Source organism: Microbacterium sp. AC215, assembly GCF_979258645.1.
Window position 1 is genome coordinate 3,744,760 of the sequence record NZ_OZ409869.1, and the last position, 14,771, is coordinate 3,759,530.

Genomic DNA, 14,771 nt, shown 5'->3' on the forward strand with positions numbered 1-14,771 from the left:
ATGCGCAGACGTCTCGTCGTCGTCTTCCTGGTGCCGCTCGTCGCGATCCTGCTGTCGTTGGGCGGCGCCACGGCGTGGAGCGCGACCCGCAGCATCCAGCAGGCCTTCTACACCGAGCAGCTCGGTGACCTCGGGTATTTCGTGACCAGCGCGCGGCAGGCGCTGCGGTCGGGCAGCGCGACGGTGATCGATGCGGAGGTCGCCCGCTTCCACGAGGTGTACGGGATCGATGTGATCGTCTTCGATCTTTCCGGTGGGGTGTGGTCAGCGCGCGACGGCGGCGGCGAAGTCCTGTCAGAGGACGATGCCGCACGGGTCGGCCTCGCGCTCTCGGGGCGCCGCGCCGAGGCGCCCGAGCCGGTGTTCCCCTGGATCGCGGCAGAGTCCTCGCTCGTCGAGCCGGTCTTCGACGACGGAGACGTGATCGGCGCCGTGATGCTCTCCGCGGACGTCGAGGCGCCACGGACCCAGATCCTGCAGCAGATTCTTGTGCTGACGGTCGTGTCGATCGTCTCGATCGGACTCGGCGTGCTCCTCGTCTTCCAACTCGCCCGGTGGGTGCTCTCTCCGGTCCGACGTCTCGATGAGGCGATGATCGCGATCGAACGCGGCGAGATGGATGCGAGGGTCGCGGAGGACACGGGGCCTCCTGAGCTACGCCGGATGACGCGCGTGTTCAACGGCATGGCGGATGAGATCGAGCGCGTCATGACGCGTCAGCAGGAGTTCGCCCTGAACGCCTCGCACGAGCTCCGCAATCCCCTCAACGCGCTGCTGCTGCGCGTCGAGCACCTCTCGACCGGTCTCGGAGCCGACTGGAAGGACGACGTCGAGGAGACGAGGGAGGAAGGGCGCCGGATGGCTCGCATCCTCGAGACGCTCCTCGGACTCGCGCGCGGCGGGCGCGCCGACACGATGATCTCAGCCGTCGATCTGACCACGCTCGCCGCCCGCCGCGCAGACGCCTGGAGCGAGGTCGCGTCACAGCGACGCGTCCGGATGCTCTCGACAGGAGTGGGCCCGGTGATGAGCATCACCGACCGCACGATCGTCGAGAGCGCGCTCGACGCCGTCATCGACAATGCGGTGAAGTTCTCGCCCGCCGAGTCGGCCGTCGAGGTCGACGCGCACCGCAGCGGTGGACTCTGCGTGCTGACAGTCCGCGACCACGGCCCCGGCCTGACGCGAGAGCAGGCCGCGAACGCCGCCGACCGATTCTGGCGCAGCGACGACAGCGGCGGGGTTCCGGGGTCAGGGCTCGGCCTCGCGATAGCGACCGACCTCTTGGAATCGATCGGCGGCGAGCTGCGGGTCGATACGCCGGACGACGGCGGGCTGCTGGTGTCGCTGATGCTGCCGGACGGAGCCGAGGGATGAGCGGGCGGGAGAGCCGCCGCGCATGGTGGCGCAGAGGGGTGGCGACGGCACTCGTGCTGCTGCTCGCCGCCACGAGCAGCGCGTGCAGCGCTCGATCGACGGAGTGGAACGACTCTGCCTACGAGATCGCCGGCGGGGGATCCAACGGGGTCTATTACGCCTACGGCGACGAACTCGCTCGGGAGCTGTCGGAGTCCTTGGGCATCCGCGTGTCGGCGGCCGAGACCGCCGGGTCCGTCGACAACCTCCTGCGGGTGAGCTCGGGGGAGGCCCTCCTCGGGTTCGCGCAAGGGGATGCCGCGGCCGACGCCGTCGCCGGAGTGGGAGCGTTCGACGAGCCCATGCCGGTGCAGGCTGTCGCTCGCCTGTACGACGAGTACCTCCACGTGGTCGTACGCGCGGATTCGGACATCGCCGCCCTCGGCGACCTTGCGGGCAGGACGGTGTCGCTCGGGGCCGAGAATTCCGGCGTCAATGTGATCGCTGCGCGAGCACTCGACGCCGCCGACGTCGACGTCGCGACGATCACGGATCCCCGGCTCGATCTCGGTGAGTCGATCAGCGCGCTCGAGAGATCCGAGATCGACGGATTCTTCTGGGTCGGCGGCATCCCGACACCGGGCATCGCGGAGCTCGCGACGACGACGCCCGTGCGGCTGGTGCCGATCGAGCAGACATGGGTCACCGCGATCAACGCTCGATACTCCGATGCGTATCGGCCGTCCGACTTCCCCGTCGCGCTCTATGGACTCGACGAGTCCGCGCCCACGATGGCGGTGCCGAACTATCTGGTCACCTCGTCCGACACTCCGGACGGCGTCGTACGGGACGTCCTCACGAGCCTCTTCACGGTCCGCACCGATATCGCGCAGCGGGTTCCGGTCGCGTCCCTGCTCGACCGCAGGCAGGCGATCTTCACGGGGCCGGTCGACCTGCATCCGGGGGCCGTCGAGTACTACCGGGACCAGCGGGACTGAGGCCTCAAGAAATCCTCAAGAAGTCTCATACCGGCATGTCACTCTGCCAATGTGGGGGTCGATCGCGCTCGATTCAACGGAGAATTCAGATGCCACAGAGCCCACGCCCCTCATTGAGGCGCGGACTCGGCCATTCTCCGGAGTCGTCCTGCGATCGGATCCGGTCGGAGGCTTGCTGCCACGTTCTACTCGGGGGAGGAACGGAGCAGCAGGGACGCCCCCACGGTCCGCGGGGGCGGACCGTGGGGCACTCCGGTTCTCGGGCGGGATCGGCCCCATCGCGTGGTTACGAACGTGTAAATGTCGACGCATCACTGTGGAGCCACGTGAGCGACCTGGCTAGTTTGGAGAAATGATGACCACCGGTAAGCCCCTCGTCGTTGTCGACAATGTCCAGAAGCACTACGGCGACTTCCAGGCGCTCACGGATATCGACCTCACGGTGAACGCCGGCGAGGTCGTCGTGGTGATCGGTCCCTCAGGCTCGGGCAAGTCGACACTGTGTCGCACGATCAACCGCCTCGAGACGATCACGAGCGGCACGATCAGCATCGACGGCAAGGCGCTCCCCGCTGAGGGAAAGGGCCTCGCGCATCTGCGAGCAGACGTCGGCATGGTGTTCCAGTCGTTCAACCTCTTCGCGCACCTCACGATCCTCGAGAACGTGACGCTCGGCCCGATCAAGGTCCGCGGCATGAAGAAGGCCGATGCCGACAAGGAGGCGATGATGCTTCTCGAGCGCGTCGGCGTCGCCCAGCAGGCCTCTAAGCTTCCCGCACAGCTCTCCGGCGGACAGCAGCAGCGCGTCGCGATCGCCCGCGCTCTCGCCATGCAGCCCAAGGTCATGCTCTTCGACGAGCCGACCAGCGCGCTCGACCCCGAGATGATCAACGAGGTCCTCGACGTCATGGTGGAGCTCGCCCGTGACGGCATGACGATGATCGTCGTGACCCACGAGATGGGCTTCGCTCGCAAGGCCGCCAACCGGGTCGTGTTCATGGCCGACGGCAAGATCGTCGAGGAGGCGACGCCTGAGGAGTTCTTCACGAACCCGAAGAGCGACCGCGCCAAGGACTTCCTCTCCAAGCTCCTCACGCACTGACGAGCCTCACAGACCTTTGCACACACAGCACACGAAGGAGACGCACATGCGACGCACACGGACACTGGCAGGAATCGGGATCGCGACGGTTGCACTGTTCGCGCTGACGGCCTGCAACAGCGGCAGCCCGTCCAGCCCCGGCGCCGGAACCGGCGGCGAAGAGAGCGAGGACTCCACCTGGTTCGAGGTCGCTGACGACGTCCAGCTCGAGGGCAGCCCGACGTTCGACGCCATCCAGGAGCGCGACAAGGTGATCGTCGGCGTCAAGGAGGACCAGCCCGGGCTCGGCTACCTCGATGTCACGACCGGAGAGCGCACCGGCTTCGACGTCGACATCGCACGGTGGATCGCCGCATCCCTGGGCTACGACGAGGACAAGATCGAGTTCAAGCCGATCGCTTCGGCGAACCGCGAGCAGGCGATCACCAACGGTGACATCGACTACTACGTCGGCACCTACTCGATCAACGACAAGCGCAAGGAGCTCATCGACTTCGCGGGTCCCTACTTCATCACCGGTCAGGGACTCCTGGTCGCCGCCGACGCGGACGACGCCGAGGCTCTCGAGGACTTCAACGGCAAGACCGTCTGCTCGGCGACCGGCTCGACGCCGATCCAGAACATCAAGGCGAACTTCCCCGAGATCAAGACGCAGGAGTACGACCTGTACTCCGCCTGCGTCCAGGACCTCATCGACGGCAAGGTCGACGCCGTGACCACCGACCAGGCGATCCTGATCGGCTACGCGGCCCAGTACCCGGATGACGTCAAGGTGACCGGCGGCCTCTTCACCGAGGAGCGCTACGGTGTCGGCCTCACGAAGGGCGACGACGCGCTGCGCACGCACATCAACGAGCTCTTCACCGACGGTGGCGACATCTGGCAGGCGATCTTCGACGCGAACCTCGGTTCCAGCGGCATCGAGGTCGAACAGCCCGAGGTCGACGCGTACTGATCGACATGGGCGGCCCCCTCAGGGGGGCCGCCCATTCACTCTGAAGAAGGGAGGGTGGCGTGGACGTCATCTTCGGCAACCTCGACCTGTGGGGACAGGCGATCAGCAACACGCTGATCGTGTTCTTCGCGGGCGGGATCATCGCACTGATCCTGGGTCTGATCGTCGGGGCCATGCGTGTCTCCCCGGTGCCCATCGCCCGCGGCGTCGGCACGGTGTACGTGAACACCGTGCGCAACACCCCGCTCACCCTCGTGTTCTTCTTCTTCATCTTCGGGTACCCGCAACTCGGGTTGCCCGAACTGTCGAACCTCGTGCTCGGCATCCTCGCCATCGGCATCTACACGGCGACCTATGTGGCCGAGGTTCTGAGGGCGGGTATCAACACGGTGCCCGTCGGTCAGGCCGAGGCCGCGCGGGCCATCGGACTTCCCTTCGGACAGGTGATGGGTCTCGTGATCCTGCCGCAGGCGTTCCGCTCGGTCGTCCCGCCGATGATGAGCGTCTTCATCGCGCTCCTGAAGAACACGACCGTCGCAGCCGGGTTCTCGGTCGCCGAGCTCGCGGCTCTCCGGTCGACCATCAACGATTCGGCCGACCGTCCGGGCAACCCGATGGAGGTCCTCCTCTGGGTCGCCGTCGTGTTCGTCGCCCTGGTGCTGCTGTTGAGCTGGCTGCAGCGATATCTCGAGAACCGTTGGAGGATCGCGCGATGAGCTCTGTACTGTACGACGTCCCCGGACCCCGGGCGATCGCCCGCAACCGGATCATCGCGGTCGCCACCGTCGTCCTCGTCCTGGCCGCCATCGGCTTCATCGTGCTCCGCATGGTGGAGACGGGCCAGTTCTCGGCGGAGAAGTGGTACGTGTTCACGTTCTCCAACGTGTGGATGGGTATCTTCAAGGCCCTGGGCAACACGCTCGCCGCCTTCGCGCTCGCCGCCGTCCTCAGCGTCGTCCTCGGCTTCGTGCTGGCAATCGGGCGGCTCTCCGAGCACGCGTGGGTGCGGATCCCCGTGACAGCCGTCACCGAGCTCTTCCGTGCTGTTCCGGTGCTGGTGTTCATGATGCTGCTCTACTACGGGCTCCCCGTGGTCGGAATCAAGATGGATCCGTACTGGGCCGTCGTGATCGCACTGATGGCCTACAACGGCTCCGTGCTCGCCGAGGTGCTGAGGGCCGGCATCGAGTCCCTGCCTCGCGGGCAGAAAGAAGCGGGCTACGCGATCGGGCTCCGCAAGAGCGGCGTGATGCGTCTCATCCTCCTGCCGCAGGCGATCCGGGCGATGCTCCCGGTGATCGTCGCGCAGCTGGTCGTCACGATGAAGGACACCGCTCTGGGCTTCATCATCACCTACCCCGAGCTGCTGTACTACGCGAAGCAGCTGACGTCGCAGCAGGGTCGCCCGATCCTGCAGTCGGCCTTCGTCATCGGCGGCATCTACATCGTCATGTGCCTCATCCTGTCGGGCATCGCGAAGTGGGTCGAGATCCAGACCCGTCGCTCGCCGAAGGTGAAGGCGATCCACGCGGCAGAGGATCCCCGCCAGCACGGCGACGGCACCGACACCGAGCTCATCACGCTGCAGCGCGGGGGCAGCGGCTTCGGCGGCACCGGTGGTGTAGGCGGGCTGGACAGCTCCGATCCGAAGTGATGTCCACCGGCGCGGGGCGACCGCCTCGCGCCGGTAGACTCCTGTCTCGTGTCTGAGTCTCCCGAAATCACCCCGGAAGCGGTCGAAGCCGCCGTGGCGGCCGCGCTCGAAGCGATCGCCGCAGCCGCCGATACGACCGAACTGAAAGCCGCTCGCGCCGCGCACGTCGCCGACGGATCGCCGCTCGCCGTCCTGAACGCCTCGATGCGTCAGGTCGCCCCCGAGAACAAGGCCGCCTTCGGCAAGCTCGTCGGACAGGGCCGCGGTCAGGTCTCCAAGGCTCTCGCCGCCAAGGAGGAGGAGCTCGCCGCCGCGGAGGTCGCTGAGCGCCTCGAGGCCGAGCGGCTGGACATCACGGCGATCCCCTCGCGCACGCGCGTCGGCGCCCGGCACCCGCTGACCCTGCTGAGTGAGCAGATCTCGGACATCTTCGTGGGCATGGGCTGGGAGATCGCGGAAGGACCCGAGCTCGAGCACGAGTGGTTCAACTTCGACGCTCTGAACTTCGACGTCGACCACCCCGCCCGTCAGGAACAGGACACCTTCTACGTCGACCCGCCGTCGCGCCACCTCGTCATGCGCACGCACACGAGCCCCGTGCAGGTGCGCTCGATGCTCGACCGCGAGGTGCCGATCTACGTGCTCTGCCCCGGCCGCGTGTACCGCACCGACGAGTTCGACGCGACGCACCTCCCCGTCTTCACCCAGTTCGAAGGACTCGTCGTCGACAAGGGGATCTCGATGGCGCATCTCAAGGGAACGCTCGACCATGTCGCGCGTCAGCTCTTCGGCCCCGAGGCCAAGACGCGCTTCCGCACGAACTTCTTCCCCTTCACCGAGCCGTCGGCCGAGCTCGACCTCTGGCACCCCACCTTCAAGGGCGGCGCCCGTTGGATCGAGTGGGGCGGCTGCGGCATGATCAACCCGAACGTGCTCCGTGCGGCGGGGATCGATCCCGACGTCTACAGCGGCTTCGCGTTCGGAATGGGCGTCGAGCGGGGACTCATGTTCCGCAGCGATGTGCAGGACATGCGGGACATGGCCGAGGGCGATGTCCGTTTCAGCGAGCAGTACGGGATGGTGGTGTGATGCGCGTCCCGCTTTCGTGGCTGCGTGAGTACGTCGATCTGGCAGCGGATACGACACCGGAGGATGTCCTCGCAGCGCTCGTGACCGTCGGATTCGAGGAGGAGGACGTCCACCGCTTCGAGATCTCGGGTCCCGTCGTCGTCGGACAGGTCGTCTCGCTCGAGGCCGAGCCGCAGTCCAACGGCAAGACGATCAACTGGTGCCAGGTCGATGTCGGTGAGGCGAACGGCGGAATCCGTGGAATCGTCTGCGGCGCGCACAACTTCGTCGCGGGTGACAAGGTCGTCGTGACGCTTCCCGGTGCAGTGCTGCCGGGGCCGTTCCCGATCGCCGCCCGCAAGACCTACGGGCACGTGTCCGACGGCATGATCGCCTCTGCGCGTGAGCTGGGGCTCGGCGACGAACACAACGGCATCCTCGTCCTCGCGGACCTCGGTATCGATGCCCCCGTCGGCACAGACGCCATCAGCCTGCTCGGACTCGACGATGTCGCGGTCGAGATCAACGTCACGCCCGACCGCGGGTACGCGTTCTCGCTGCGCGGTGTCGCCCGTGAGTACTCCCACGCGACCGGAGCACCGTTCCGCGACCCGGCCGAGCGCGACTTCACCGAGCTCCAGCCGGGCGCCGGTCACACGGCGATCGTCGACGATGCAGCCCCCGTACGCGGCCGCGTCGGCGCCAGCGAGTTCGTCACGCGCGTCGTCCGAGACGTCGACCCCGCGCGGCCGACCCCGCCGTGGATGATCGCGCGGCTGTCGCTCGCCGGCATGCGCTCGCTCGGCATCCTGATCGACATCACCAACTACGTGATGCTCGAATTGGGGCAGCCGCTGCACGGGTACGACCTCGACAGGCTCTCCGGTGGCATCACCGTGCGTCGTGCGACGGCCGGTGAGACGATGACGACCCTCGACGGCCAGGAGCGGAAGCTCCACGTCGAGGACCTCCTGATCACCGACGAATCGGGTCCCATCGGTCTCGCCGGCGTCATGGGCGGCGGCACGACCGAGATGAGCGACACGACGCACAACGTGCTGATCGAGGCCGCGACCTTCGACCCTGTGACGATCGCCCGCACCGCACGCCGTCACAAGCTGCCCAGCGAGGCATCCAAGCGGTTCGAGCGCGGTGTCGACCCGCTCGTGCCGTTCGTGGCAGCCCGCCGTGCAGCCGACCTGATGGTCGAATTCGCCGGCGGCACGCTCACCGACGAGGGCGGCGCTCTGTTCGCCGAGGTGTTCGTATCGGACATCGATCTCCCGCGCGGATTCGTGCAGGGGCTCATCGGCGTCGACTACTCCGACGACGAGATCGTCGGCGCGCTCACGACCATCGGCGCAGAGGTCTCCGGGTCGAATGCCGGGTGGACCGTGATCCCGCCGACCTGGCGTCCCGACCTCACCGACAAGTGGTCTCTCGCCGAAGAGGTCGCTCGCATCCACGGTCTCGACCGCATCCCGTCCGTGCTGCCGACGCCGCCGTCCGGCCGCGGTCTCACCTCACACCAGCAGGGTCGTCGCCGCGTCGCCGACGCGCTGGCGGCTGCCGGTCTCGTCGAGACGCCCTCGTTCCCCTTCACGACGGAGGCGGAGAACGACCTGCACGGCTCGGCGTCGGGAGAGCATCTGCCCAGCATCCGGCTCGCGAACCCGCTCGACGGCTCCGCTCCGTTCCTGCGTCGATCGCTGATCCCCGGGCTTCTGCAGACCGCGCACCGCAACATCTCGCGCGGCCTCACGGACCTCGCGCTGTTCGAGACCGGAGTCGTGTTCCTGCCCGAGCCGGGTGTCGAGTACGGCACGGACGAGGTGCCGCCGCTCGGCGAGCGTCCGTCGGACGACACGCTCGCCGAACTGAACGCGTCGATCCCACCGCAGCACCGTCATGTCGCGGCGCTGTTCACGGGCAACGTCGTGACCAAGCAGCCGGGACGCGCCGCGGAGCCCTACGGGCTCTCCGAGGCGCTCGACGCCGCCAGAGTCATCGCGGCTGCAGCCGGAGTCGACCTCGATGTGGTGCAGGGGCAGCGCGCGGCGCTGCACCCCGGACGCACCGGCGTGCTCTCAGTCGGCGACGTCGAGATCGGCTACGTCGGCGAACTCCACCCCGAGGTCGCCGCCGGAGCAGACCTTCCCGGTCGTGCCACCGTGATCGAGCTCGACCTCGACGAGGTCATCGCTCTCGGCGGGAACCGTGCGGTCGCCGCCTCGCTGTCGACGTTCCCCGCTGCGACACAGGACGTGTCGATGGTGGTCGGCGCTGATGTGCCGGCGGGCGACGTGCGCGCTGCGCTGACCGAGGGCGCCGGTGCGCTTCTCGAGTCGATCCGCCTCGTCGACGATTACCGGGGGGACGGCGTCGCGGATGGTCAGAAGAGTCTCACCTTCGCGCTGCGCTTCCGCGCGGACGACCGCACGCTCACCGCAGCCGAGGCGACAGAGGCGAAGCTCGCGGGTGTCGCTGTCGCAGCTGAGCGCTTCGACGCGACCCTGCGCGACTGAAGCTCCGCCTGAACCGACCCGCACGCGGACCGCACTCGAATGGTGCGGTCCGCGTGCGCGTGTGCTCTCGGGATGCTGCCGACGCCGCCGAGCCGACCTGAGCGCGGTGGACCTGCGAGGTACCGTGTCGGGATGAGCATCCTGCCCCACAGCACTCCCGCGGCGGTTCCCGATGAGGTCCGACCGATGGGTGAAGCGCCGTTCCTCGAACCCGGCGACCAGATCTCCTGGCACTACCGCAAGCCCGGCTGGCAGCCCGGCGATGCGTCGACCATCACGCCCATGCGGGTGGTCCGCGACGATGAACGCGGTCTGGTGGCATGGCTCGCTCCGGGCACGCTCCAGGAGGGGCAGGGCACTCCGGCGGGCGAGCGCATCCGGACCGTTCCGCTCGAGCGTCGGTGGCTCGATCCGCGTACCCGGATCGTGGAGGAGTGGTGGGGCAACGGCATCCTCCGCATCGCTCCGGCCGGTGTGGCGTGGTCGGTGTGGCTGTTCTGGAGCGATGTGAGCGGTCCCGAGTGGGAGTTCGCCGGGTGGTACGTGAATCTCGAGAACGCGCATCTGCGCACCGACCGCGACACGTATTCATCGGATCACATCCTCGACGTGGAGATCCAGGCGGACGGTCAGGTGCACCTCAAGGACGAGGACGAGGTGATCGCGGCCGTCGAGCAGGGACGTCTCACCTCTGAGCAGGCCGCGCAGATCGAACGACACGCGGACGCGGCGATCGAGTCCTTCCATCACGGTGACTGGCCGTTCGACGCCGAATGGCGCGACTGGCGCCCGGATCCCTCGTGGACGGTCCCGGAACTGTCCGGCCTGTCGGATCTTCGCACGAGCTGACCGGCATCCGCCCTGAGCGGAAGACCCTTCCCCTCGCGCGGCGAAGATGGTGGCATAGGGTCATGACGGATGTTCTGATCCTCGGCGGCACCGGCTGGCTGTCCGGCCTCATCGCCAGACGGCTGCTCCTGAGCGGGGCGACGGTGATGTGCCTGGCGCGCGGAGGACGACCGTCTCCGGAGGGCGCGAGCCTGGTGCTGGCCGATCGTGACACCAGGGACGCCTATGATGCGGTGTCCGGTCGGGAGTGGGATCACGTGATCGACGTCTCGTCGAACGCGGCCCACGTCTCCGCTGCGGTCGCGGCACTCGGTGAGCGAGCGGGCCGCTGGACGTATGTCTCGTCGATGTCGGCATACTCCGACGAGGAGACGGTCGGTGCAGACGAGTCGGCGACGCTGCATCCGCCGGCTGAGAGGGGAGACGACGAGTACGGCCGGCAGAAGGTGGCCGCCGAGGACGCCGTGCGTGCACTCGGCGACCGCACCCTGATCGTGCGCCCGGGATTGATCGTCGGGGCGGACGACCCGAGCGATCGTTTCGGGTATTGGGCTGCCGCTTTTCTGCGTGCCGAGGACGGCCCGGTTCTGCTTCCGCCTGTCGAGGAGCGCGACGTGCAGGTGATCGACGTCGACGACCTGTCAGAGTTCGTCGCCATCACGAGGGCCACCGGCGTGATCAACACGATCGGCGATCGGCATCGGCTGGTCGAGGTCCTCGACGCCGTGCGCAGACGTGCGGGGCACCGGGGAGACACGGTCGCGGCATCTGACGCCTGGCTCGTCGAGCACGGTGTGGCGTATTGGGCGGGGGAGCGGTCGCTGCCGCTGTGGCTGCCGAGCGAGATGACCGGATTCATGACCAGGTCGAACGCCCGCTACCGCGCGGCAGGAGGTCGGCTTCGTCCGCTCGACGAGACGATCGCCGCCGTGGTCGATGGCGAGCAGGCGCGCGGCGTCGATCGGGACCGGCGGGCAGGGCTCACTCGCGCCGACGAACTCGCGCTGTTGCAGCTGATCGACTGATCGGGGCCTCGCTAGACTGCGATCAGTGACACGGGGTGCCGCATCCGCGGCTGAGAACAGACCCGTCGAACCTGATCTAGTTCGTACTAGCGAAGGGATGTCGCGTTGAGCGATCGTCTGCGTCCTGATTCCGAATCGACCTTGGCCACCTCGGCGGCTGAGCTCCTGACAGGGCTGCGCGACAGCCCACCCTTGACCCATTGCATCACCAACAGCGTCGTCACGGGCTTCACCGCGAACGTGCTGCTCGCCCTCGGCGCGGCGCCGGCGATGGTCGACATCGTCGGTGAGGCGGGGATGTTCGCCGGGGTGGCCTCCGGGGTGCTGATCAACCTCGGTACGCCGACTCCGGAGCAGCGTGCGGCGAGCCGTGAAGCCGCCGCAGGAGCCCTCGCCGCAGGTACTCCGTGGGTGCTGGATCCCGTCGCGATCGGCGCGCTGCCGGTGCGCACGGCACTCGCGCACGAGCTGGCCGACGCACGCCCCACGGCGATCAGGGGGAACGCCTCGGAGATCCTCGCCCTCGCGGGGCTCAGCGCTGGAGGGCGCGGCGTCGATGCGACGGACACGACCGATGCCGCGGCCGAAGCGGCACTCGCACTCGCTTCGCGGCACGGCGCGGTGGTCGCGGTGTCGGGACCGGTCGACCTGGTGACGGACGGAGCACGATTGCTCCGCATCGCGAACGGTCATGAACTGCTCACCCGTATCACCGGCGGCGGATGCGCGCTGGGCGCCGTCATGGCGGCGTTCCTCGGTGCGGCGCGCTCGACCGCTGCGGATCCGCTCACCGCCGTCTCGGCGGCGAGCCTCGTGTACACGATCGCCGCCGAGCGCGCCGCGGCGCGGGCCCCGGGCCCCGGCAGCTTCGCCGTCGCACTGCTCGACGCGCTCGCCGCCGTGCAGCCGGAGGACCTCGCCGTCGCCGCGCGTGTGCAGGAGCACGCGCTGTGATCGCGGACCTCTCCCTCTACCTCGTCACGGATCCCACCCTCTGCGGCGCGCGGGGCGTCGCGGAGACGGTGCGACTCGCCGTCGACGGGGGCGTGCGCATCGTCCAGCTGCGCGACAAGGAGGCGACGGATGCCGAGACCGCCGATCAGTTGATCGAGCTCTCTCGGGTGATCGACGGCCGTGCACTGCTCGTGGTGAACGACCGCGTCGAGGCGGCGCTGATCGCTCGCGCCAGGGGAGCGCGGGTCGACGGCGTGCACCTCGGCCAGGGCGACGTGTCGGTGCTGCGGGCACGCGAGCGGCTGGGACCCGAGGCGATCATCGGGTTGACGGCGAACACGTCGGAGCATCTCGACGCCGTGGCCGCGCTGCCGGCGGGAACGGTCGACTATCTCGGCGTCGGCGTGATCCGTCCCACCGCCACCAAGCCGGATCACCCGCCGGCCCTGGGAATCGACGGCTTCGGTGCGCTCGCCGCGAGGACCGCACTGCCATGCGTCGCCATCGGCGGCGTGGGAATCGACGACATCGAGCGCCTTCGGGATGCGGGTGCGGCGGGGCTCGCCGTCGTCTCCGCCATCTGGGCCGCCGTCGATCCGACGAGGACTGCCCGGGCATTCCTCAGCCGATGGAGGGCTTCGGGCACACCTCGCGTGCTCAGCATCGCGGGGAGCGACCCGTCGGGCGGGGCGGGGATCCAGGCCGATCTCAAGTCGATCGCCGCGAACGGGGGCTATGGCATGGCGGCTGTCACGGCGCTCACGGCGCAGAACACCAGGGGAGTCCGAGCGGTGCACGTGCCTCCTGCCGAGTTCCTCCGGCAGCAGCTCGATGCCATCTCGGACGACATCGTCATCGACGCGGTGAAGATCGGGATGCTGGCGAACACGGAGGTGATCGCCACCGTCGCCGCCTGGCTCGACGCCGTCCGTCCGCCGATCGTCGTGCTCGACCCGGTCATGGTCGCGACCAGCGGTGATCGCCTGCTCGATGAGGATGCCGAGCGCGCACTCCGCGGGCTCCTCGAGCGCGCTCATGTCGTGACGCCCAACCTCGCCGAGCTCGCCGCGCTCTCCGATCGTCCGATCACGGGGTGGGACGACGCGCTCGAGGCCGGGGCCGAGCTCTCCGCCCGCATCGGCGGGGCGGTGCTCGTCAAGGGAGGGCACCTCGACGGCGACGACGTTCCGGACGCGTTGATCGATGTCGCCGGAGGCGTCAGACACGGCTATCCCGGGTCGCGCATCATGACACACAACACGCACGGCACCGGATGCTCCCTGTCGTCGGCCCTCGCCACCCGCCTCGCCGGAGGGGAGTCCCCTGTCGACGCGGTGAAATCGGCGAGGACCTGGCTGCGGGAATCCCTGAGGCAGAGCGATGCGCTCGACATCGGGAGCGGTCACGGACCGGTGAACCACTTCGGCGGCCTCTGGCGACGAGGGGGACTCGAGGCCGCACCCGAGCGTGCCGACCTCCGCGATCGGTGGTGGGACCGGATCGCGCACGTGCGGGCCGACATCGACGAGCTGTCCTTCATCCGCGCTCTGGCCGACGGGACTCTCGACCGCGAACGGTTCCTCTTCTACCTCCGGCAGGATGCGCTGTATCTCCCGGAGTACGCCCGAGTGCTCGCAGCGGCCGCGCGGATCGCGCCCACACCGCACGAGCAGGCGTTCTGGGCTCAGTCGGCGCAGGGGGCGATCACCGGAGAGCTCGAGCTCCATGCATCGTGGCTGGCGCCGGGCGCGGGAGTGGAAGCGGCGACCTTCGCCGTCGATCCGGCGCCTGCGACCGTCGCGTACCTCGACCACCTGCGCTCCGTGGCCTTCGGCGGCGACTACGCCGAGCTCATCGCGGCCGTGCTGCCATGCTTCTGGCTGTACACCGATCTCGGAACCCGCCTGCACGCGGGGGAGTTCGACGCGTACGCCCGAGACCCGCAGCATCCCTACGCGTCGTGGCTCGCGACGTATGCCGATCCCGCGTTCGAGAAGGCGACGGAGCAGGCGATCGACCATGTGATGCATGCGGCGACGGAGTCGGATGCCGCGGGGCGGCGACGGATGCTCCGCGCCTTCGAGGTCTCCAGCGCGCACGAACTCGCCTTCTTCGCGGCGCCGGCACTCCTCGCGTCCGGCGGATGACGGACCCGATTTGCGCATGCCGCGACGAGCGCGCTATCGTCGCGGCATGCCTTCGGCCGCCACCGCTCCTCTGACGCTCGTTCCGAGCGTCATCGCCGTGCGCCGACGCCGCAGCGGCCGCCGACTCTAGGCGACCCT

Annotated in this window: 12 protein-coding genes and 1 riboswitch; all 12 genes read left to right on the forward strand. The window is 68.5% G+C overall.

Annotation, left to right across the window (positions count from 1 at the left end; translation table 11 throughout):
* Entirely contained in the window at window positions 1-1,377 is a 1,377-nt protein-coding gene (locus ACZZZF_RS18300; RefSeq protein ID WP_053096902.1) for a sensor histidine kinase, read from the forward strand.
* The gene (locus ACZZZF_RS18305; RefSeq protein ID WP_463499872.1) at window positions 1,374-2,354 is read left to right on the forward strand and encodes a TAXI family TRAP transporter solute-binding subunit; all 981 of its coding nucleotides are present in this window, start codon (window positions 1,374-1,376) and stop codon (window positions 2,352-2,354) included. The genes ACZZZF_RS18300 and ACZZZF_RS18305 overlap by 4 nt, the downstream gene beginning before the upstream one ends.
* Window positions 2,355-2,709: 355 nt before the next feature.
* Complete coding sequence (locus ACZZZF_RS18310; RefSeq protein WP_053099175.1) at window positions 2,710-3,456, forward strand: amino acid ABC transporter ATP-binding protein; 747 nt, start codon at window positions 2,710-2,712, stop codon at window positions 3,454-3,456.
* A gap of 46 nt (window positions 3,457-3,502) precedes the next feature.
* Window positions 3,503-4,411: a glutamate ABC transporter substrate-binding protein gene (locus tag ACZZZF_RS18315; RefSeq protein ID WP_053096898.1), complete on the forward strand. Its 909-nt coding sequence runs from the start codon at window positions 3,503-3,505 to the stop codon at window positions 4,409-4,411.
* Between the two features lie 59 nt (window positions 4,412-4,470).
* Window positions 4,471-5,127, forward strand: a complete 657-nt coding sequence (locus ACZZZF_RS18320; protein WP_053096897.1) for an amino acid ABC transporter permease — start codon at window positions 4,471-4,473, stop codon at window positions 5,125-5,127.
* Window positions 5,124-6,065 carry an amino acid ABC transporter permease gene (locus ACZZZF_RS18325; RefSeq protein WP_053096895.1) on the forward strand — a complete coding sequence of 314 codons (942 nt, stop codon included), beginning with the start codon at window positions 5,124-5,126 and terminating at the stop codon, window positions 6,063-6,065. The genes ACZZZF_RS18320 and ACZZZF_RS18325 overlap by 4 nt, the downstream gene beginning before the upstream one ends.
* 48 nt (window positions 6,066-6,113) lie before the next feature.
* Window positions 6,114-7,154, forward strand: coding sequence for a phenylalanine--tRNA ligase subunit alpha (pheS, locus tag ACZZZF_RS18330; protein WP_072591503.1), 1,041 nt, complete (start codon window positions 6,114-6,116; stop codon window positions 7,152-7,154).
* The gene (pheT, locus tag ACZZZF_RS18335) at window positions 7,154-9,658 is read left to right on the forward strand and encodes a phenylalanine--tRNA ligase subunit beta (protein WP_463499873.1); all 2,505 of its coding nucleotides are present in this window, start codon (window positions 7,154-7,156) and stop codon (window positions 9,656-9,658) included. The genes pheS and pheT overlap by 1 nt, the downstream gene beginning before the upstream one ends.
* A gap of 132 nt (window positions 9,659-9,790) precedes the next feature.
* Window positions 9,791-10,507 (forward strand): DUF402 domain-containing protein, encoded by a 717-nt coding sequence (locus ACZZZF_RS18340; protein ID WP_463499875.1) that lies wholly within the window; start codon window positions 9,791-9,793, stop codon window positions 10,505-10,507.
* 62 nt (window positions 10,508-10,569) lie between these two features.
* On the forward strand, window positions 10,570-11,532 hold the full coding sequence (locus ACZZZF_RS18345) for an NAD-dependent epimerase/dehydratase family protein (RefSeq protein ID WP_463499876.1): 963 nt from the start codon (window positions 10,570-10,572) through the stop codon (window positions 11,530-11,532).
* A gap of 21 nt (window positions 11,533-11,553) precedes the next feature.
* Window positions 11,554-11,647: riboswitch (TPP riboswitch) on the forward strand.
* Complete coding sequence (gene thiM, locus ACZZZF_RS18350) at window positions 11,638-12,486, forward strand: hydroxyethylthiazole kinase (RefSeq protein ID WP_463499878.1); 849 nt, start codon at window positions 11,638-11,640, stop codon at window positions 12,484-12,486. It overlaps the preceding riboswitch by 10 nt.
* On the forward strand, window positions 12,483-14,633 hold the full coding sequence (locus ACZZZF_RS18355) for a bifunctional hydroxymethylpyrimidine kinase/phosphomethylpyrimidine kinase (RefSeq protein ID WP_463499880.1): 2,151 nt from the start codon (window positions 12,483-12,485) through the stop codon (window positions 14,631-14,633). The genes thiM and ACZZZF_RS18355 overlap by 4 nt, the downstream gene beginning before the upstream one ends.
* Window positions 14,634-14,771 lie beyond the last annotated feature (138 nt).

What these genes read in the sequence shown, in the direction of transcription:
- ACZZZF_RS18300 (WP_053096902.1), top strand. Translation starts at nt 1, where the DNA reads ATGCGCAGACGTCTCGTCGTCGTCTTCCTGGTGCCGCTCGTCGCGATC.
- ACZZZF_RS18305 (WP_463499872.1), top strand. Translation starts at nt 1,374, where the DNA reads ATGAGCGGGCGGGAGAGCCGCCGCGCATGGTGGCGCAGAGGGGTGGCG.
- ACZZZF_RS18310 (WP_053099175.1), top strand. Translation starts at nt 2,710, where the DNA reads ATGACCACCGGTAAGCCCCTCGTCGTTGTCGACAATGTCCAGAAGCAC.
- ACZZZF_RS18315 (WP_053096898.1), top strand. Translation starts at nt 3,503, where the DNA reads ATGCGACGCACACGGACACTGGCAGGAATCGGGATCGCGACGGTTGCA.
- ACZZZF_RS18325 (WP_053096895.1), top strand. Translation starts at nt 5,124, where the DNA reads ATGAGCTCTGTACTGTACGACGTCCCCGGACCCCGGGCGATCGCCCGC.
- pheT (WP_463499873.1), top strand. Translation starts at nt 7,154, where the DNA reads ATGCGCGTCCCGCTTTCGTGGCTGCGTGAGTACGTCGATCTGGCAGCG.
- ACZZZF_RS18340 (WP_463499875.1), top strand. Translation starts at nt 9,791, where the DNA reads ATGAGCATCCTGCCCCACAGCACTCCCGCGGCGGTTCCCGATGAGGTC.
- ACZZZF_RS18345 (WP_463499876.1), top strand. Translation starts at nt 10,570, where the DNA reads ATGACGGATGTTCTGATCCTCGGCGGCACCGGCTGGCTGTCCGGCCTC.